The 19,263-nt window shown below is 34.2% G+C and carries 22 protein-coding genes and 1 pseudogene; 5 read left to right on the top strand and 18 right to left on the bottom strand.

What is annotated here, in order from left to right; all coding sequences use genetic code 11:
• Positions 1–9: 9 nt before the first annotated feature.
• Positions 10–1,602, top strand: coding sequence for a relaxase/mobilization nuclease domain-containing protein (locus tag CVT07_RS08095; RefSeq protein ID WP_107937753.1), 1,593 nt, complete (start codon positions 10–12; stop codon positions 1,600–1,602).
• 667 nt (positions 1,603–2,269) lie between these two features.
• Here the strand turns inward: CVT07_RS08095 and CVT07_RS08090 are convergent.
• From CVT07_RS08090 to CVT07_RS08060, 9 genes and pseudogenes are all read right to left on the bottom strand, one after another.
• A complete protein-coding gene (locus CVT07_RS08090) occupies positions 2,270–2,443 on the bottom strand; it encodes a transposon-encoded TnpW family protein (protein ID WP_009295461.1) in 174 nt (57 codons plus the stop codon).
• A gap of 61 nt (positions 2,444–2,504) precedes the next feature.
• Positions 2,505–2,801: an ATP-binding protein gene (locus CVT07_RS10440; RefSeq protein ID WP_107698022.1), complete on the bottom strand. Its 297-nt coding sequence runs from the start codon at positions 2,799–2,801 to the stop codon at positions 2,505–2,507.
• Complete coding sequence (locus CVT07_RS10435) at positions 2,802–3,161, bottom strand: ATP-binding protein (protein ID WP_009295463.1); 360 nt, start codon at positions 3,159–3,161, stop codon at positions 2,802–2,804.
• Positions 3,115–3,339: a hypothetical protein gene (locus tag CVT07_RS10430; RefSeq protein WP_009295464.1), complete on the bottom strand. Its 225-nt coding sequence runs from the start codon at positions 3,337–3,339 to the stop codon at positions 3,115–3,117. Before CVT07_RS10430 ends, CVT07_RS10435 begins: the two co-directional genes overlap by 47 nt.
• A 201-nt stretch (positions 3,340–3,540) precedes the next feature.
• Positions 3,541–3,885: a hypothetical protein gene (locus CVT07_RS10180; protein ID WP_009295465.1), complete on the bottom strand. Its 345-nt coding sequence runs from the start codon at positions 3,883–3,885 to the stop codon at positions 3,541–3,543.
• Positions 3,886–4,642: 757 nt separating this feature from the next.
• Positions 4,643–4,831: pseudogene (locus CVT07_RS10175) on the bottom strand (DUF3847 domain-containing protein); the annotation flags it as partial.
• Between the two features lie 178 nt (positions 4,832–5,009).
• A complete protein-coding gene (locus CVT07_RS08070; protein WP_034901826.1) occupies positions 5,010–5,216 on the bottom strand; it encodes a hypothetical protein in 207 nt (68 codons plus the stop codon).
• A gap of 116 nt (positions 5,217–5,332) precedes the next feature.
• Positions 5,333–5,686, bottom strand: coding sequence for a cupin domain-containing protein (locus CVT07_RS08065; protein WP_009295467.1), 354 nt, complete (start codon positions 5,684–5,686; stop codon positions 5,333–5,335).
• Between the two features lie 77 nt (positions 5,687–5,763).
• The gene (locus tag CVT07_RS08060) at positions 5,764–6,681 is read right to left on the bottom strand and encodes a type II restriction endonuclease (RefSeq protein WP_009295468.1); all 918 of its coding nucleotides are present in this window, start codon (positions 6,679–6,681) and stop codon (positions 5,764–5,766) included.
• Between the two features lie 128 nt (positions 6,682–6,809).
• On the opposite strand from CVT07_RS08060, the gene dcm reads away from it, so the two are divergent.
• The gene (dcm, locus tag CVT07_RS08055) at positions 6,810–7,991 is read left to right on the top strand and encodes a DNA (cytosine-5-)-methyltransferase (protein WP_009295469.1); all 1,182 of its coding nucleotides are present in this window, start codon (positions 6,810–6,812) and stop codon (positions 7,989–7,991) included.
• A 2-nt stretch (positions 7,992–7,993) separates the two neighbouring features.
• Here the strand turns inward: dcm and CVT07_RS10425 are convergent, their stop codons facing one another.
• The 4 genes from CVT07_RS10425 to CVT07_RS10410 are packed head-to-tail and all read right to left on the bottom strand — an operon-like array spanning position 7,994 to position 9,837.
• Complete coding sequence (locus CVT07_RS10425; RefSeq protein WP_009295470.1) at positions 7,994–8,308, bottom strand: hypothetical protein; 315 nt, start codon at positions 8,306–8,308, stop codon at positions 7,994–7,996.
• Positions 8,250–8,645, bottom strand: a complete 396-nt coding sequence (locus CVT07_RS10420) for a DUF4368 domain-containing protein (RefSeq protein WP_430748109.1) — start codon at positions 8,643–8,645, stop codon at positions 8,250–8,252. The genes CVT07_RS10425 and CVT07_RS10420 overlap by 59 nt, the downstream gene beginning before the upstream one ends.
• 6 nt (positions 8,646–8,651) lie before the next feature.
• Entirely contained in the window at positions 8,652–8,852 is a 201-nt protein-coding gene (locus tag CVT07_RS10415) for a recombinase zinc beta ribbon domain-containing protein (protein WP_429807978.1), read from the bottom strand.
• Between the two features lies 1 nt (position 8,853).
• Positions 8,854–9,837 (bottom strand): recombinase family protein, encoded by a 984-nt coding sequence (locus tag CVT07_RS10410; RefSeq protein ID WP_021086466.1) that lies wholly within the window; start codon positions 9,835–9,837, stop codon positions 8,854–8,856.
• A gap of 74 nt (positions 9,838–9,911) precedes the next feature.
• On the opposite strand from CVT07_RS10410, the gene CVT07_RS08035 reads away from it, so the two are divergent.
• Together CVT07_RS08035 and CVT07_RS10165 are read left to right on the top strand one after the other, a co-directional pair.
• Positions 9,912–10,907, top strand: a complete 996-nt coding sequence (locus CVT07_RS08035; RefSeq protein WP_430748108.1) for a Cj0814 family flagellar-dependent secreted protein — start codon at positions 9,912–9,914, stop codon at positions 10,905–10,907.
• Between the two features lie 166 nt (positions 10,908–11,073).
• Positions 11,074–11,727, top strand: a complete 654-nt coding sequence (locus CVT07_RS10165; protein ID WP_223154918.1) for a hypothetical protein — start codon at positions 11,074–11,076, stop codon at positions 11,725–11,727.
• Positions 11,728–11,790: 63 nt separating this feature from the next.
• On the opposite strand, the gene CVT07_RS08025 is transcribed toward CVT07_RS10165, so the two are convergent.
• The 5 genes from CVT07_RS08025 to CVT07_RS08010 all read right to left on the bottom strand — a co-directional run bounded on the left by CVT07_RS08025 (position 11,791) and on the right by CVT07_RS08010 (position 16,862).
• On the bottom strand, positions 11,791–12,579 hold the full coding sequence (locus CVT07_RS08025) for a cell surface protein (protein WP_107937757.1): 789 nt from the start codon (positions 12,577–12,579) through the stop codon (positions 11,791–11,793).
• 12 nt (positions 12,580–12,591) lie between these two features.
• A complete protein-coding gene (locus CVT07_RS08020; protein ID WP_107937759.1) occupies positions 12,592–13,758 on the bottom strand; it encodes a Cj0814 family flagellar-dependent secreted protein in 1,167 nt (388 codons plus the stop codon).
• Positions 13,759–13,849: 91 nt separating this feature from the next.
• On the bottom strand, positions 13,850–15,124 hold the full coding sequence (locus CVT07_RS08015; protein WP_230855699.1) for a response regulator: 1,275 nt from the start codon (positions 15,122–15,124) through the stop codon (positions 13,850–13,852).
• A gap of 93 nt (positions 15,125–15,217) precedes the next feature.
• Positions 15,218–15,604 (bottom strand): hypothetical protein, encoded by a 387-nt coding sequence (locus CVT07_RS10160; RefSeq protein WP_230855698.1) that lies wholly within the window; start codon positions 15,602–15,604, stop codon positions 15,218–15,220.
• Between the two features lie 106 nt (positions 15,605–15,710).
• Positions 15,711–16,862, bottom strand: a complete 1,152-nt coding sequence (locus CVT07_RS08010; RefSeq protein WP_196375717.1) for a Cj0814 family flagellar-dependent secreted protein — start codon at positions 16,860–16,862, stop codon at positions 15,711–15,713.
• Positions 16,863–17,281: 419 nt separating this feature from the next.
• Here CVT07_RS08010 and CVT07_RS08005 point away from each other — a divergent pair, with 419 nt between their 5' ends.
• Positions 17,282–19,216: a site-specific integrase gene (locus CVT07_RS08005; protein ID WP_230855697.1), complete on the top strand. Its 1,935-nt coding sequence runs from the start codon at positions 17,282–17,284 to the stop codon at positions 19,214–19,216.
• The last annotated feature ends 47 nt before the right edge of the window (positions 19,217–19,263 follow it).

Below are 19,263 nucleotides of genomic sequence, written 5' to 3'. Positions count from 1 at the left end.
GCACTAGTGATGCTAGTTAAATTTCTTCGTACTTATACTGGTGGTGGCCTTGGGAGCATAAATTATCTTTTAAATGAGAGAAAAGCTGCTGGAACAGCAAGAGTTATAAAAGGTGATGAAAATTTAACTAGAGCTATTATAAAAGGCATCACCTATAAACAAAAGACCTGTTTTGGTGTTTTATCATTTGAAGAGAGGCATGACTTTTTAACTGAAGAGCAAAAACTAAAAATTATTAAGGATTTTGAATATGCTCTTTTGGGTGAATATATGCTTGAACGTACAAATGTATTATGGGTAGAACACTCAGACAAGGATGGACGGCTTGAGTTAAATTTCCTTATCCCTAAGATAGATCTTGAAACAGACAGGTCATTTAATCCTTATTTTGCCAAATATGATCAAACGAGAATAGATCTAATCAAAAAGATCATTAACGATGAGTATGGACTATCAAGTCCAGATGATCCAGCAAAAGAGCAAACTATATTGTCTAGCAAGAAAAACATCAATCATTATAAAAATTTAGAAGAGCTAGACCAAAAGTTGCACGATCTGGTTAAGCAAGGCTATATTAAAAATAGAGACCACATGATTGAACTTCTTAAACAAAATGGTATCGAAATAACCAGGATCAACAAAAAAGGCATAACGATCATACTGCCTACTAAAAAAACAAAAAATCGTCTAAAAGGAGGAATATACGATGTAGACTTCACCAGTGCTCAAAGACTTGGAGAACTCAGCCAAAGCTCAAGCAGAAGAATTAGAGAATTCCATGATAGAAATACACAAGCAGAGTGCAGAGAAAATAGGCGAAAACTTGAGGAGCTTATTGCTAAAAGAGATAGATTTAATCAAGAAAGATATGTCGAAAGAACTTCAAAAAACAATATCCTTGCATCACAAGGACAGATCGGTGATAATCTCGCTATCAGCGGCTACCGCACTAATTTTGGGAATAGCAATTGGCTGGGTAGTGCACGCAATGATATTAAAGGAAGAAGTAGCTTGGACGATACCAAAACAATGGAGATACAGCCAACCTACTGCGGACAAGACCCAGAGGGAGTATTACATATCGATTCCAAAAGACAAAGAGATAATAGAGAACGAGAGCAGGAAATTTATATTAATGAAAATGGAGTAGAGGATGACAGCATTAGAGAAAGCATTGCTAGAAGAGAACGAGCGCTTGACGAAGACGATCGAAGACGAAAGGAGCAAGCACGAATTAGAAACAATGAATTTGCAACAAGACTGCGAGAAGAAGCTCGCGATATTACAGACAAATGTGACAGAGCTAACAAAGAAAGTCAAGAGCTTGAACAAAGATTGCAACGACGCCTTAACGGAATCTTTGCAGCAACAAAGAGATATGTACGAGAGTTCAATATCTTGCTTGGAAGAAAAATTAGAAAATTTAGAAGAAAAATTCCAAAATTTGAGAGAAGAATACGAGAGCTTACAGATAGAGCACAAGATGCTACAAGAATATGTAGAGAATTTATAGAGGAGCGTGAATACTCCCAAAAAGCCAGCATATATCACCATGTGGGTGATGTATGCAAGGAAAAAACTCAAAGTCTAGATATGTTTTAAACGTAGAGACTCTACTAAGTTTATTACATAATCATCTCATTTATTACTTCCAAACATTATTTGTTACGTTGCCATTTTAAAAATATACTAAAATATATTTTGTAGATCATAAAAAATAATTTAGTCTAATTATTTTTGTTCTTATGGCTGCCTTTAATCAACTTAAGCTTTTATTAAAAAAAGCCTATCTTGCATGGCCACTTTAATAAAGAAAATATTTTTTAAGCGTGGGTCAAGGGAGCGGCAAGCTATCCTTGCGAGCCTCTATGGAGATGCAAATGGTAACATTTTGTAGCTACATAGAGTATGCTCGCCCTAATATCTGAATTGAATTTTGGCGCATACTGGAATTAAATCAGTCCCACCAAAGAATGACTTAGTAAAAGTAAATTTTTGTAATTTTTGTGATTGGCATATTTGTCACTTGTTTATTTTGACTGATAAATTTGGATAGTCAATTATTTTATGGTTACTTTAATTAAAACTTAAAAAGCAAGAAGCTAGGAGGCAAACCACGAATGATATTAGCATCTTAAGCACCAATATAAATTCATACACTAAGCAACAGCACAAACAAGGCAGGTCTGCAAATTTTAGTGATATTTTTAACCAAAAGACCAAAGAAAAGATTAGCGAGCCAAACCTGTAACAACTTGTCAAGGACTTTCTAATCATTTTTATCATTTTTTTGATGTTTTTCACTCTCAATTTCTCTAAGCATTATGCGTTTCAATTTGTCTTGCATTGTTTCAGTAGTATTTTTATTAAAATGTACAACAACTTCATAGGTAGTTTTTCCAATCTTCTTTATTGTTTTTGTTTCTGTATTATTTTTTTGCATATCATCATTCCTTTTCTTGCAATTAAAAAGCGATTAGAATTTTTTACTTTTCCAATCGCTCTCATTCATCTATTAAGTTTTGTGCTTTCTTCAGCTTTTCTTTGCTCTGTATTTTTCTTCTATCAAGTCCCGTTATCCTAAGAGGTAAACACATCTCGATTATCCTTGAATAAATCCTGCCAAGCATTATATCTTCCTGTTCTTTTTCTATATCTTTGAAATTAAGGTTAGTAGTTATAATGGTTGGTCTTGCCTTTAGGTATCTTGCATTGATTACATTGTAAATTTGCTCTAAGGCATATTCTGTATTTCTCTCTATTCCAAAATCATCAAGAATTAGTAGGGTAGGGCTTGTTATCTATTCGATATATTCGTTTCTATCAAGATTAAAGCCGCCTTTTTGTAAGTCGTTTAATATCTGTGCAAAGTTCCTCATTTTTACTGTATGGCTATATTCTGTAATTATAGCGTTGGCAATAGCACAAGCTACATAGGTCTTGCCACTTCCTACATTTCCGTAAAGTAACAGTCCAACATTATCTTTTCTCATTTCTTCAAAATGTTTTACATAGTTCTTTGCTTTTTTGATGATTTCCTTATCTGTATCTTCATCGGCATTTTTAAAGGTGTAGGCTATTTGATTTTTGGATATAAAGCAGCTTTGTCTCAACCTATCTTGTTTTAACAGTTTTTTCTTGTTCAGCTCTATCTCTATCACATTTACAAGCCGTTCTGATAATCATAGGCTTATCCAACATCGGAATTACCTTACCGTCTATTCTTTCATTACAAATCTTGCAATAGATATGTCCGTCTTCTTCATAGTGAGTATCTTTGTTGTAGATAAAATCTGTCCCTTGAATTTTTGTAGTAATCATATTTTCTTTATCATTCATAATTTTAGTCTCCTTTTCTACATCAGGCTCTATAATGCGTTTTTAAGGCTTATTTTTATCTTAACCATAGTCTGACACCTCTTTTATGATTAAACCCTTAAAAACACCTTTTATAGGCTGTCGCTGTCTTCATAGTTGGTTGAATAGGTTCTATGGCTTTTATTTTGATTATTTTTCTGTGATAGCTTTTCTTTATCCTGTTCATACCAATTCATACCAATTAAGGATTGTTACATAGTGGTCTTTGTAGTCTGTGCCTTTACTTTTGATATATCTTAATAGCTTTTCAGTCATTGTATCTGTATGACCTTTCAGCCTATCTTTTAGATTTTGGTATTTTTCATCGGTTAAATGAATATTTTGATACTCTCCATAAAGGGACACTGGGGCAACCTGTTCTATTCTCCTCTTATCTAATCTACCCTTAACTATACTATGCGGACAAACGGTTGACACTTGGTTGTCATTTGGTATACCAAGATTTTCAACCTTGATATATGCTCCATTTTCCGTTTGCGTTATACTTTGCTTTTCTTCAAGATACATCGTTTCTTTTCGTCTGTCATTTCTGATGTAGTTATTTATCTTCCAATAGGTAATGACTATAACCCCTCTTTAAAAGACAATTACAAAACCTTTTGTAATTAGAATTTTTAAGTCATCATCATCTGCCCTCATAGATAGATGAAAATACAGGCATTGGCTACTTAATGGCATATCCAAAAATAAGTCGCTATCCACTATCTTTATTGAAAACATCCTTTTATCTGCCATTTTTCTCTCCTATCTTTTGTTATGAAAATGTAGCAACAAATCGTTACTCCTTTTATCTTTTAAGGAAGTCGTGTTTCACTACCCCCTTTGATTAGTACTGTCTTTGATTTAGGTACACTCCCATTTTGGGAATGTGGCATTTGTCATCTTCTTATTTTTCTTTTGTTGTTTTAGATGTCGGTCTTAAAAATACTTTTGCTTTTCTATAAACTGAATGAGCGTTTTGAAACGGTACAATAGAAAAAGCCGACTTTTGTTGTTTCAGTATGTCGGCTTAATGTAAGCTATCTGTTTCAAATTTTTATTGTCAAGGGTGAGCGATAGTGAATGTGCTTTACCCTTGATGATAAAAAAGCGAATGAATTATATTCAGTTGTCTTTTGCCTTTAATACGGAAAAATGCTTCGGCTTTTTTCTTTGCTCCCCGCAAGGGTAAAAGCACCGCAGGTCGCAAGGACACCTAAAGGGTGTATAATTGCGCCCTTAGAAAATCTAAGGGAATTACAATTATACTATGTCCTTGCGTTTCTTAGTCTTTTTGAAATGCTCTTTGCAAAATAGCCTTTATTTCTTCATTACTTTTCTCGCTTGCTCCCTCAATTAAACTTTCTAAGATTGCTCCTCGCTCTATCAATCTATGGTTTCGCTTTTTTCTTTCTTCAAGGCTCGTTTGCTTTCTGATTTTCTTTTCCTGATTTTTAAGCTGAGATAGTTTCTTTTCATATTTTTTTTCTTCTTACTTGCTTTCAATCTTTTCTTTTACTTTTTCTAATTCTGTTTTTATTGTCCATAAATTTCATCTCCTTTCAAGTTTTTTTCATAAGAAAAGACGATAGATGTTTTACTTTCTATCGTCTTGAATCTGTATTATTCAGCTCGACAAACTGAAATTTGACTTACTTCTTGTATTTCTCAACGATTATGCCTGCTACAATACCTACAATAAATCCCGCCGTAGTAACAGCCGAAAACTTAAACTTACCCCAAAGAGAAGGAAGCGCAGAAATCGCAAGTGCATACCAAAACAGATTACTACTGAGCAACCAACCATATAAATAACTATGCTCACCAGTTGAAATATTAGTAAATAGCCAACCAATCAAGTTGCTCTCACCAATATATCACCAGATATACAGCTATGTATCCCAATGTTATATAAACATTTTTCTTTCTCAAGTATAATCACAATCCTTTGTCAAACGGGAATTTTATTTTCCTGTCACTCGTTTATAGGATCATAGTCGGAAGGGACAGGTGCTACTATACTTACAAAGATGATATCCTCATCTCCAGTATTTTTTGCTCCGTGGCAGGAGTCTTTCTTCGATACTATGACATGGCCTTTCTTGAATGGAACCTCTTCATTAGGCTGGGGGTAGAATATTCCCTCTCCCTGAAGGACGATCCATATATCGTCGGAATTGTGGTGATAGTGCTTTTGCAATGTCTGACCGGGTTTGATAACCCAGACCGATCCACCTGTAGATTCTGTCTGATAAAACGGTGTTCTGACAGCCTTTTCCGGATCCTCTTTTTTTACAAGGTCCATGCAATAGATTCTCTGTTCGCTCATGATTATTTGCTCCTTTGTATTCCATAGTTTAATCGAAAAAATGCGATTTAATGATATACCGACAAATTCTAATTTGTCTACTTCTTTATGTTTTTTAATCTCTCATCATAATATTCTTCTACAAATTTATGATTTTGGTGTTTTTCAATTTGCTTAGTGATAAGCTCTATCATTTGCTCATTTTGTTCTACTGTGTAGTTGAAATTTTTCCAATGAGAAACATTGTCTAAACATATTTCAACCAACTTTTCAAAGGTTAATACCCTTTCATTATCGGAATAATATGTTTCTTTTATATTTTTTGTTGTTGTAACTTGTATATTAGCCTCATATAGAGTGTTCAATACATCAGAGCTAATAGAAGTATCAAGAGTTGCTAAAAACATTTCTCTTGCACCTGTTCTTCCCATTTCTTCAGGTACTTCTTGCCATCTTTCTCTTAATGTGGTTTTTGCACTAATTAAGACAGTATTTCTCTTATTTACAATGTATTCTAAAACACCCGGAGAAACTAAATCTACCAATTTACCAAGACCTTTATTGACAAACTCTTGTTTACCTATATTACCTTGACTGTCAAGTGGAATCCCTGCACCAATCAAAATGAGTTCTATAATACTTTCAAATTCTTTACCTGCTCTACTCCTCCTACTTTGAGTATTTGACAAAGTCAAAGCATATATATGTTCCGGAAATTCTTCCACAAACCAAGTAATTGCCTCTATTGGTGTAAGAGTTTTGATATACTCATCATCAACTAACTCTTTTAGCATTTTTGAAGTAAAGTCTTTTTCTAATGGCTGAAATTCACTCCAACAGCTATTTCTAAGTTTTTCAACAACTTCACTTGCATTACTTAAAAAGAATTCTTTAGGGGCTTTGTCGTATCCTAATGTAATAAAATTATCATAAACTAAGTCATAAGGCTGTTTAAAGCCTTCTTTCCTTTTTTCTTTAACTAAGTTTTTATATTCATCAAGAGAAATATTTGCCATAACTCTTTTCCTTTCTTGAAAAATTTTCTTCTATATGGTACAATAGTGTCAAATAGAGGACAGTTAGTCCTTGAAATAACATATATAAATATAAACTTGAAATAACATATATAAAAAGGAGAATATATATGAATATTATACCACAAGTCATAGATAATTCCCCTGCTATTTTAATAAAAAATAAGCGTATCAGATTACAAATGACTCAAAAAGAATTAGCTGATGCTGTTGGTATGTCCAAATTCGGAGATAGGACAATTCGCAGATGGGAAAATGGAGAAAGTCAGCCATCGTCCATTGAGCTGAAACATATTTTATCATTTCCTGAAAAAGTACCTTTCCCCAATAATGAAAATGCCCCCTATAAAATCATTGATTTATTTGCCGGAATTGGTGGTACAAGGCTTGGATTTTACCAAACAGGTAAAACAAATGTCGTATTCAGTAGTGAAATTGATAAATTTGCAGTAAAAACATATAAGGCAAATTTTGGTGAAACTCCTTTTGGAGATATTACAAAAATATCTGAAAAAGATATTCCTAATCATGATATTATTGTCGGTGGTTTTCCTTGTCAAGCATTTAGTCAAGCCGGTAAAAAGCTTGGTTTTGAAGATACTCGTGGAACATTATTTTTTGAAATTGCAAGAATTATTAAAGAGAAACGACCTAAGGCATTTCTTCTTGAAAATGTCAAAAACCTAAAATCTCACGATAAAGGTCGTACCTATAAAACAATAGAAAAAACATTAAAGGATTTAAACTACGATGTTCATTCTATTATACTTAAAGCAAAAGACTTCGGTGTTCCACAAAATAGAGAGCGTATTTACATTGTTGGATTTGATAAGGATAAAATAGATAACTATAAAGATTTTTCTTTTCCAATTCCTCCCTGCCCAGATGTTTCTGTGGGAAATATTTTAGAGCAAAATGTTGATACTAAATACACCATTTCAAATGCACTTTGGCAAGGTCATCAACGACGAAAGAAAGAACATAAAATAAAGGGAAATGGATTTGGTTACACATTGTTCAATGAAAACAGTCCTTATACAAATACATTATCTGCAAGATATTATAAAGACGGGAGTGAAATACTTATTGAGCAAAAAGGAAAAAATCCACGAAAACTAACACCTCGTGAAGCTGCAAGACTTCAAGGCTTCCCCGAAAACTATATCATTCCTGTAAGTGATACTCAAAGTTACAAACAGTTTGGTAATTCTGTTGCCGTTACTGTTATCCATGCAATTGCAAATAACATAATTGATATACTTGATACCTGTACTAAAAAAGAGATTAACTAACTTCAATCTCTTTTTTCTAACTTATTAACTTGTATACCTGCCCTTTTCAGAACCTTTAATTTTTCTTGTTTTCTCTGTTCTCTCCTTGCCTTATACCTTTCCTCATATTCCTGTTGTTTTCCATTTACTTTACGCTTTAAGTAGTTTTGATGAAGTCTATCTTTTCTTTCCTTGATTTTTCTCTCTTCTTCCTCAATTTTTAATCTTTCTTCTTCTTCAGTCAATTCTTCTTTTGGTGGCTCATAGTTACCGATAAAATTAAAATATATCTCTATTTTTTTGCTTTGATGTTTGACTACTTTTTCTATTCCTTTCATGAACAATAATCTTTTCTACAAACTCATTTATCATTGTAGTTGTAAGTTCATCAAAATTTTCATATCGGCTTATTAGAGATATAAACTTTTTCGCCTTATCTGTTTCTTTTTCATATCTTAATATTGCAAACTCTAAGTCTTTAATTTCTTTGCTTAAAGCTATTTGCTCTGTTTCATATTGACTGTTAAGTATCTCATATCTATTACTTGGTATTTTTTCAAGTATCATATCTTCGTAAATATGGCACATCAATCGTTCAAGTTCCTGAAGCCTGTTTTTACTTTCCATTAATCTTATTTTTGTCTTTTCTATCTCTACTTTTTCCTTTTCTTCCATTTCATTTTAAATGGAACGGATAAAGGCTTCGTGATCTTCATCAAGATATTTTTTAATGTCTTTTAAGGTTTCCTGTATAAGGTTTAAGACTGCTTCCGCTTTTATCCTGTGAGTAGATGGACAAAGCGTTCCACAGGGTACTTTCGTGTAAGCACTGCAAGTGTAGTAGGGAATATTTTTGTAATTACTTGTTCTATGAACATACATTTTACTGCCACAATCTGCATAATACATAAGGCCCAGTTAAAGGGTGATATTCTCCCCAACCATCGGGATACCTTTTTACATTTCCTCTTATCCTTTGCACATTATCAAAGGTTTCTTGGTCTATAATTGCCTCGTGGGTATTTTCAAATATCAGCCAGTTTTCTTCAGATACATATTTGCTTTTCTTATCCTTGAAATGCTTTCTTGTTTTGAAGTTTACAGTATGACCTAAATATTCCTGTTTCTTTAAGATACTTACAATTGTAGAACTGCACCAACGATAAGGATGTTCAAACACTTTGCTTTGATGTAGTCCATATCCTAATTTTTGCTGATGGTAAGCAGGTATATCTACTTTTTCACTTTCCAATATCTTTGCTATTCGATACGGACCATTGCCTTGCATGGTCAGATTGAATATTCTCCTTACTATCTCCGCTGCTTTTTCATCTACAATCCACTTATCTTTGTCTTTTTCATCTTTGATATATCCATAAGGTGGAGAGCTTGCCGTATGCTTTCCGCTTTCCCCCTTTGACCTGAATGTAGATTGTATTTTTCTTGAAGTATCTCTTGTATACCATTCATTCATAATATTTCTAAAAGGGGTAAAATCATCTTCTCTATAAAAGCTATCTACATTATCATTGATAGCAATGAGCCTAACTCCCTTTTGTCTTAAGATTTCCATACATTGACCGACTTTAAGATAGTCTCTGCCAAGTCTACTCATATCTTTTACGATTATACAACCTATTATATTACCTTGATTAACTCCGTTCATCATTGCCATAAAGCCCGGTCTATCAAACTGTGTTCCGCTTATTCCATCATTTGTAAAATGTATGATGTTGCTTAAATTATTTTTACCTGCATATTCTTCAAGGATTTTCTTTTGATTTACAATAGAATTGCTTTCTCCTTGAAGTTCATCATCACGACTTAATCTCTCATAGAGTGCTGTTATCTTTTCATAATTCCTCATTTTTACCCCCTTTCTCTTAGTTTCTTAAATAAAAAAGAATTAAGAAGTACATATTTCACTAATATAGTGATTAAGTGTTCTCCTTAATTCTATTACTCCAAGAGCCAGCTAAATTTACTTATACTATTCCCTCTCAAAACAGTCTCGTCTCTTTAAATTTTAATGACCTTCAAGCTTATGGCTACACAGTGGATAAAGCAGGTTTTATGGGAGCTGATTTTAACAAAGCCGCAGGCTTGCCAAAGGACTTTAAAATCCATAAAAGCACACTTGATGAGCTTAGTAGATTTGCCGAGCGCAACCATGTGCTAAACCGCATCAAGAGCAAGGACGAACAGATAAAGATCTTTGATAACATTGATATGGCTGACACCATAAAGCACTACTACAGACTATTTGATCAAATGACCTCTGCTTTAGGCGATGATAAAAAGAGCTACACCCTTGCAGATATAGACAAACTACCAAAAGGCTACAGCACAAAAGGCACTCGCTATGATGCCAAAGGACACCTACTAAAAGATCTATCAAACTCTACTATCTCAAACATCTACTCTAGCACCGATGAGCTAAATAGCACTAAATCTCTTAGCAAAGAACTTTCAAGTGCAGGCGTTAGGCTCATAGTAAAAGAGGTTGATTTTACGATGAGCGAAGCAGGCGATGAGTTTAGCTTCAACCCTGATATGTCGGTATATCAAGCAGATGAAGGTTACAGCAAAGAGGCTCTTTTTATGGGATTTTTGCGCAGCTCTAGACCGCTACCAAGTGATAGTGCAAAGACTAAGCTTAGCAGTGCTGCCTTAAATGATATCTCAAGCACTGGAGAGCATAAAGAGTATTTTGTGGATTTTGAAAAAGTGGGTAAGGATAGTGAGAGCATAAAAGCGCTCATAAAAGAAAGACTTAAAGAGCTAACACTTTTAATGTATGCAAGATCAAAGAACATTAACGCAGAAAGTGTCACCTCAAACGAATATGAGAAATTTAAGCCAGCTGGCGAGGATATAAATTCTCTAGCAAATTCTTGGAGTGAGAGGATAAGCTCTATCAGTAAGACTTTTGTGTAGAGATAAGTTATATATAAACTAAATCGCTAAAAGGTCGATTTAGTTATTGATTATACTCTAGCCCATAAAAGCATTAAACCTAAGTAGGTTGAATTTATATTCTTTAGCTGAATGTGTGTTAGTGTATAAAACAGCATTGCTGGATAGGTGGTAGCAAGATGCTCTAATGCAAATTAATACCATAAAAAGAATTAAAACCTATGAAAGAGATGCTGGAATACCTAAACAAAGTGAGACCTTAGCAATGCTTAATAATATAACCTATTCGCCAAATCTAAATAACAACTCACTATTTGAAGGAAAAGAATTCGCAAGTAGAGTTAATTATAAGAAAGTGATGGGCAATAGCACAAACTTTACTGGAGCTTTTAAATCCTACAATGATGATAAACAAACCATTTGGGGCAAAAAATCAGATAATGATCTAGAAGGACAAAAGATACGTCAAACTTTAGAAAGATTTGGTGTGTCTTTTAGTAATGAGGGTCGCGAGCTCCTTGAATCGTCTAATATAAGTGTGGATGAATTTATTGAGAGATATTCTAAGGTTATAAATAGGGGTATGCCGCAAGAGGTTGGTGACTATGGGCTAATGGATCAAAAAAGCGATCATGAAGAACAAGACAATCAAACTGACACGCAAAAACAAGAAGCCTTTAAACCTATGCAAGTAACTAAAAAATTTAAAACTTATGATATGCAAGCCGATGAAAAATTTAAAGAATTTTACAAATTTATAAAAACTGAATTTGATAATGGCGAAAGTATATTCGAAATTTTAGAAAAAGTCGCAAATAAAAAAGTGGATAAAACCGTATAAAAGGACTAAATTTAGAGCAATCATTGCTTTCTACAATAAAACAAAGTAGCTATTTTTTATTCATCAAGCCATCTTATTTAAAATTTGCTTCTTGTCTATCTTTTGCATAAGCTCTAAGACGTCTATGCCTCTTTTTTCTTTGAAATTTAAAAGCTCTCTTGCATAGAGAAATTTTTGATCCTTATTTATATCATATGTCTCATACTTCTTCTTAACCTGCATAGGTTTAAATTTCTTCTCACTTTGCTCTTTAGCAAAATTTGCATTGTATTCTTGCTCTTCTTTGTGTAGTTTAGCCAGAAATTCTTTATGCTCTTTTGTGGTTTTTTCTACGTCTTCTCTATAAAGCTTCTTAAACTCTTCTATGCTTAGATCTGCTCTAGCAAACAATCTAGCACCATCATTACTCATCATTGTATCTTCAGAAAATGATTTCATAAAATCTTCTAGCTCAGCCTCTTGTTCTGCTGTGCCGATACCAACCATCAGTCCAGAAATTGTTGGTTTGCCATCAACAGAGTTGGTAAGCAACCAGTCCATGTGAGATTGTAATACATTGATCTCAAATTCTTCTAAGGTCTCTGGATATTTTGATAATAAAGCTCGCCTTTCATCAATGGTATAGCTATACTTTTCGGAGAGCATACTGTCTATCTTTTCTATGGTTTCTGTTATCCAATTTTTACTACTTCTGTCTTCCTTGATGTATTTTTCAACATTATCAATTATTAAATTTTGCATATATGAATCAATTAGAGCCTTTTCTTGCTCCTTTGACATTTTTGCATTTTCTTTTTGGATAGTGTTATCTTGTATCGATGTGTTGCTAAGTCCGTTTATGCTAGTTATCATTTCAGCCCCCCCTTACGCCTTTATATCAACATCTCTTTTTATACCAAGCATATCTACTAGATGTTTTCCAGCTGGGTTTTCATTTAGCTCTTTTACTAAATTTAAAGGCGGCATGCTAAATTTCAAAAAGCTATCCATAAAGTCCTTGCTCTTTTTGCCGTCTTTGTCTATCTCACCAAAGAGTAGCTTTAACATTTTTAGATTATGCTCCATCATCTTTTTAAATGAGAGTTCGTCTTCTTCATCTGAATACTTACCGACAAACCCAGTCGTTAGATCTACATAGACAAGGTCTCTTTTATACTTAACATACTCTTGCATATATTCAGGCATGCCAGCTAGATCAGAGTCGCTTGCCTTGTTGAAATTTGCTCCAAATTTCATCTCACCCATAAGCTCAAATAGCTCAAATGCCCTACTAAATTCTTTACTATCTACGCTCTTATCAAAGCCTTGCTTCTTTCCAAAAACGGTAGTTTCACCTTCTTTAATATCAAGGTTGCTATTTATGACGGCTGCTAAAAGTCCGCCTTTGGTTATAGAGCCATCTTTATTAGTGTATCTTTCGCCGTGTGGATCGATAAAAACACCACTTCCCACGCTCTCCTTGCCGCCATTGTTGTTGTTAAAGATATCTGTTGTTGGCTTTAGTGGTTGCCTGCCATCTCCGCCATTAAAGCTTGGGTTGAAAAAGAGCGTGCTTATCATCTGCTTGTTTGACTCTTTGTAGTTAAAGCTAGAAGCAGCTGCATCAAAGTCATGAATGGAGTTATGTATCTTGGTTACTTGCATACTTTGGCGATTATACTCAAAGCCTTGAGGGAAATTTCTTATCTCATCTAAGCTAAAGCTATCTTTTGAATTTAGCGTGTCTTCGCCAACTACTTGTGAGAGTATTTTATAAGCATTGCCAGCAGTCTTTGCTATATCTATGCTTTTAAAGGTGCGACTAAAAAATGAAGTTCCCTCTGCAACATTGACTAACGACTCCAGCGTGCTTGAGTGAATTTTATAGTCACTTGGGATGCCAGCTTGCTTATTAAACTCATCTGTAAAGTAGCCATCCTTATCTACCTTGTAGCCTAAAACCTCAGAGCTCGTTTGTTTAGTGGCAACTTTGGTTGATACCTTTATGTTCTGCTCTAAATTTAAGGGGTAGCTACCAAGTGCGTTTATCATCTAATATCCTTTTAGCTTCATGCTAAAGATATCGTCTTTTTTGTGAAAAGATTTATTTTGCAAAGGCTTTTTAGTCTGCATAAATTTACTCCTAAACTCTCGTATCTACCTTTTTATAAAGCCTATCTTTGCTAGATAGCTCTTTAAATTTCAAGTCGTTTTCAAGGTAGGTGATGTTGTAAATTTCTTTGGTGGTGATGCTTTTGCCGTTTTCAAGTCCGATCAGGAATTTACTCGTAAATTTATCAGAGAGGTTTTTAACTAGCTTTGCTCCAAGATCTTTTAGGCTAGATATCTTCTCATCTTGCTTTATGCCTATATCTTTAAAGTCAAGTCTATTTAGCTCTACATCATTCATGCTCTTAGCATCTAAATTTATACTTGCTCTTTTGCTGTCTTTGTCATCTTTGCTGATTAGCTTGCCAGTGTCACTATAAATTTCTTTTACCTCTAGCTCTCTTCCACTATCAAATTTAAGCGTGATAGTGCCATTTTTGTTTAGCTTCATAGCTATTACGCTGTCTGTGTCCTTTAGAGCAGCTGCAGCCTTGCTCGTATCACTCTCAAAAGCATGCTTTACTCTTTCTAAATTTTCTAGGCTAAAATCAAGCCCAGTTGCTTTTTCAAATTCACTCTGCATAGCGATCATATAAGATGACTTTGTGGCTTTTAGCTTTGAGATGAGATCATCTGCGTCTTCTACATCATTTTCTTTTAAATTTTTGCTTATCCACTCTACATCTTTGCTGTGAGCGCTAGACTCTTTTTGGTAGTCGTTATAAAATTTCATAAAGCTATCTTTTTGATAGCCTGCGTATGAAAAGCTCTCATCTTGTTTAGACCCAGTAGGTTTTATGATAGGGTTAAACTCGCTAAGCCTTTTCTTGCCGTCAAAGCCAACTTTCTCATAGGCAAAGTTGTTTAAGCCACTCTCTTCGTTAAATATCTTATTATCCCTAAGATCTACCCAGCCGTCTTGGTCTGCATGCTCTTTGAAAAATTTATTAGTCTCTTCTTTGCCTATCTTTTGGTAGCGATACTCGGCTGAAAATAGAGTATAAGGGTTTGAGTTGTTTAAACTAACTCTGTAATCAACCGTGTTTTTGCTAGCAAAGTCCATAGCCTCATGGCTTAAATTTCTAATATCCTTTTTAATAAAGTCGTTAAGGTTTATCTCGCTTACAACTTCGCTTAGTTTAAAAATTTTCTCGTTTCCGTCTTTATCGTAGCCTCTAACCTTTAGCTTATCAAAGTATTTATCACCAGAATTTATCACTCCGTCCTTGTTGCTATCAAAGTTAAATAAAAATCCATTTGCATCTAGCTTGCCTATGCCTAGTTTGTCATTATCGTCATAAAGATCCAAAAAGATCTCTACATCACCCAGTGAGGTTTTTATCGTTTTTTCATAGGCATAGTCATTTAAATTTGTAAATTTAGTATCTGCTGCTGCAATGGGCTAAATGGGAGTTTTTGAATTTATAGATGAGAAATAGGTGCTAGTTTGATCCACTTTCCTTAGTGCTGAGGCATCTTCACCAAAGAGATATTTGTTTTCAAAGTCTTTTTTGTCCCAGTTTCTCCTCTCGATGTCTCTATAAGAAAAAGCATCGTTTACCCCACTATCTGTTTTAGAATGCTCCGACTTCACGCCACTGGTGCTGGCACTTTGGATGATAGAGTAAGTGCTATTTGAGATAAGCTTAGTAGCGATGTCTTTAAGCTCAGACTTTAAATTTGTGTTGTCTAAAGCTTGCACTCTATCTACGCCAAGAAGGACCCTTGAATAGATCATATCTTTGGGTAAATTTATATTTATGGGCTCTAAATTTGGTGATATATTCATTTTAAATCCTTTTAAAATATATATGTTATATCGGCAAATATAAAAAATGTTTAGTAGTATGGGAGCTAAAAAGGCTTAGAGCGAATGCTTACTATGTTATATATTTTTATAGCTCTCTTACCTTCGTCCTCTCATCAAATTCTTTTAAAACGTCCATTATTTTATTTGCTAGCCCCTCAAGCGTTTGATCTTTTTTAAGCTCTAAATTTCTAAGCTTTAAAATCCTAGCTAGTATATCTTTTAGATCTTTCTTGCCAGATAGTATCTCATCATAATAAGCCTTTGGTATGCCTATCTCGCTTCTATCTTGCTTTGTAAGTATTAATGAACTTTTATACACACTAAGAGCCTCGTCAGTTATCCTTGTTGTGCCACCTTGTAGCACAAGACCTTGCTCATTTTTCAAGAATGCGACAAAGATTTGCTCCTTTGTATAGCCTTGTTCATTATCATATACAGACATATCAGGCTTGAAGTCATATCCAGCACTACTAACCCACATATAAGGGATAGTATGCTCAGTTGTCATCACTTCTGGAGAAAAGTCAAGGAAATTTCCATTGACTTCTACATTTATATCGCTTAGATCATCCCATAACCTATGTGCATCTTCTGCGTCTTGGGCTGTCCTAAAGATATGAGTTACCTTCTCATTACTCCTATCAGTTAGCCCATCTAGCTCATCGCTAGTCATCCTACCCATTAGGTATTCAACATGCTCTATTTTTTTATCTTTTGAAAAGTAGCCCTTTGGCATCTTTGCTAGATCTTCATTTGAATAAAATTCTTTACCCTTGCTAATAACTCCAGCCGAAATTTGATCAAAAATTTTATAGTATTGCTTTATGGTATTTGCTAGATCGATATTTGCAAAGCTATCCTCTCCAAAGAGCTGGTTATCTTTTTTTGTTTCCATTATAGAATTTGTATAGTTTGGATGTTTTTGATTGTGTAGCACTATCGCATCAAGTGTGCTTTTGTGAATTTTAAAGTCCTGTGACAAGCCTGCAGCCTTGTTAAAATCAGCTCCCATAAATCCTTTAGCATCTACACTATATCCATAGCCCTCTTGTGAAGAAAATTTGGCCTGATAAAGAGAGTCGATAGCGCTAGATGAAACAAAGTCATTTTTAGGAATAGTGACTTGGCTGATCGAATTTATATTTGGAGTGTTAGGCAAGAAATTTGCAAAGCCTTCGTTTTTTGTCTGTTTTTGGTAGTGCTGTTTTGTTAAGATGGAGCTCCCTGAGACTTTCATAGCTTACCCCTTGAAATTTAGCTTCAAAGAGTAAGCAAAAGTTGTGCCGAAAAATTTAAGAGCGAGATAAATTTAAGTTTGTTCACTTTGAGATAAAAATTTTATCTATCAGTAAAAATAAAAGCAAATTTATAGAAAGCATCTTGTAAAATAAACCTATCCTGAAAAACTGTACCGCTTTTTATAAAAACTGTACCATACTTTTAGGAAATTTTAAAGAAAGGGAAACTGCAAAAAGGGCAGTTAAAGTATCGATAAGTAGGTCATCTATGGTGTCACGGGGGAGACTTGAACTCCCGACCTCCGGCTTATGAGATAAATTTTTAAATATCGCTTAAAGCCCTGCTATATCGCCATTACAAACCATTTTTTGTCATAAGCATTAGCCAAGTGTCCCACTTTTGTTCCACTGCAAATCCATGGTACACCTAAAAAACCGCAATGGAATTTATTACTACCGAAGCGTCATCGCACCAAACGCAAGAAAAGTTTTAAAATGCTCAAGAGAGCTATCTTTCTCCTTGGGGACTTATTCCTTATTAAAAGCCAGAAAATCTGCTAGAATTTATGATAGATATATCTATCTCATAACAAAGGCAGTTGATATGAAGCTAAATCAAGGAATTATAGATTCATTAGTTGATAGTTTTATGCAGGCAAAGGTGGATAAGAGCATAAAAGAGCATTCGCTTTATGATAAAAAGATAGATATTGAATTTGCAGATGCGCTAAATAGGCATTTTAAAGAGGCTTTAAAAGATCATACCTTTTCTGATTTGCTTAATAAAAGTAATGAGACTTTAAATGGCATGGCTAAAATTTTATCTAATAGTCCAGATGAAGCCATAGACCAAGATGATAAAGCCAGCATAGCTCAAACCCTGCTTGAAAAACACATATTATCCCTAAACTACCTAATATCAAAGCTCGATAAGAGCGCAAACCTTGTGTCTAAAAGACTTAAATTCTTAAGCAAACAAGATGAAAGTTATAAATTTGAGCCAACTGGTATAGATAGCTTTCAAGATAATATCAACGCTCTAGATGAAGCAAATGGGCTACCTCTTAAAAAAGAAGATATCAAAAGCCTAGCTAAAAATTTCTCACATGCCATAATGGCAACTGCTGAGCAACAATACGGACTTAACAATCCTTTTAAGCTAGTAAAAACAAAAGGTGATGAGAGGAGTGCAGAGCAGATACTATCTGCTAATAGTCATCTAATAGGCAAACGCATAAAAGTAGGAGATAGTAGCTTTGGCATGGGTAGTTTAAACGATGAAGCAGTCCAAGAATACGAGATAGTTCCATGTTCTACTAGTCAAAGAAAGATAGAGAGCAGGGAGATCATCACACTAAAAACAGCATTTGAAAATTTTATAGCTAACACTAGCGTTAGCCAAAAGTGGTCAAGTAGCACTATGGATCTGGTAAATATTGTAGGCAATATATTGTTTAAATTCTTTCATCCAAGCAAGGATATCACAACCATATCACGAGATGATCTACTTAAATTTAGAAATACTTTAGCCCTCATACCAACTAAACTAAACCAAAAAGCCAAATATAAAGACAAAAGCCTAGAGCAAATCATACACATAGGCAAAAACGATGCCAAGCTATCACAAGTAACCATACAAAAATATATGATAAGAGTAGTGCAGTTCTTTAAGTATTGCTATAACAGCGACTACATAAGTAAGAGCATCGTAAATGACCTAAGCGTAAAAGTAGAGATAAATCCAATGGAGCGTAAGGTGCTACCTTATAGTAAAGAAGAGGCTAATGCTATCTTTAAAATAGTCCAAAATTTTAAAGAGACCAACAAGTCACCAAGCAAACGCATAAGTGCAAATGATCTATACTATATAACCATGATAGCAGCATATAGTGGCATGAGAATAAACGAGATAGTTCAGCTAAGAGCACGTGATATCGTGCAACAAAATAATGTGCTTTGCTTTAGTATAAATAGAGATGATGGTAAGAGCACCAAAAATATAAACTCCATAAGGCTTGTGCCAGTTCATAGCAAGCTAATAGAGCTTGGACTAATGGAGTTTGTAAAACAAAGAGCTAGTGCAAATAAAAGCATCTTCAAAGTAAGTAACAAAGACTTTTCAGAAATTTTTAGATCACAAATACAACGAAAGCTAATAAGCAGCGACAAGCAAAAGACTTTTTACTCGTTTAGGCACTATTTTATAGATACGCTTGTCCAACAAGAAGTAGAGCCAAATATCATAGCTCAAATAGTAGGACATGAGAAGCAGTATAAAATTTTACTTGGAACATATGCTACAAATATAAATGCTAGTGTATTAAAGGCAAAAGTTGAAATGGTGTGCTATTAGATATTAGACGTATGGTTTATATAGTGGATACATACTTCCTTTTATAA

The sequence above is a fragment of the Campylobacter concisus genome (assembly GCF_003048875.2).
GTDB lineage: Bacteria > Campylobacterota > Campylobacteria > Campylobacterales > Campylobacteraceae > Campylobacter_A > Campylobacter_A concisus_AU.
Note: the sequence above shows the minus strand (reverse complement) of the source record. Positions and strands in the feature narration are given on the sequence as shown.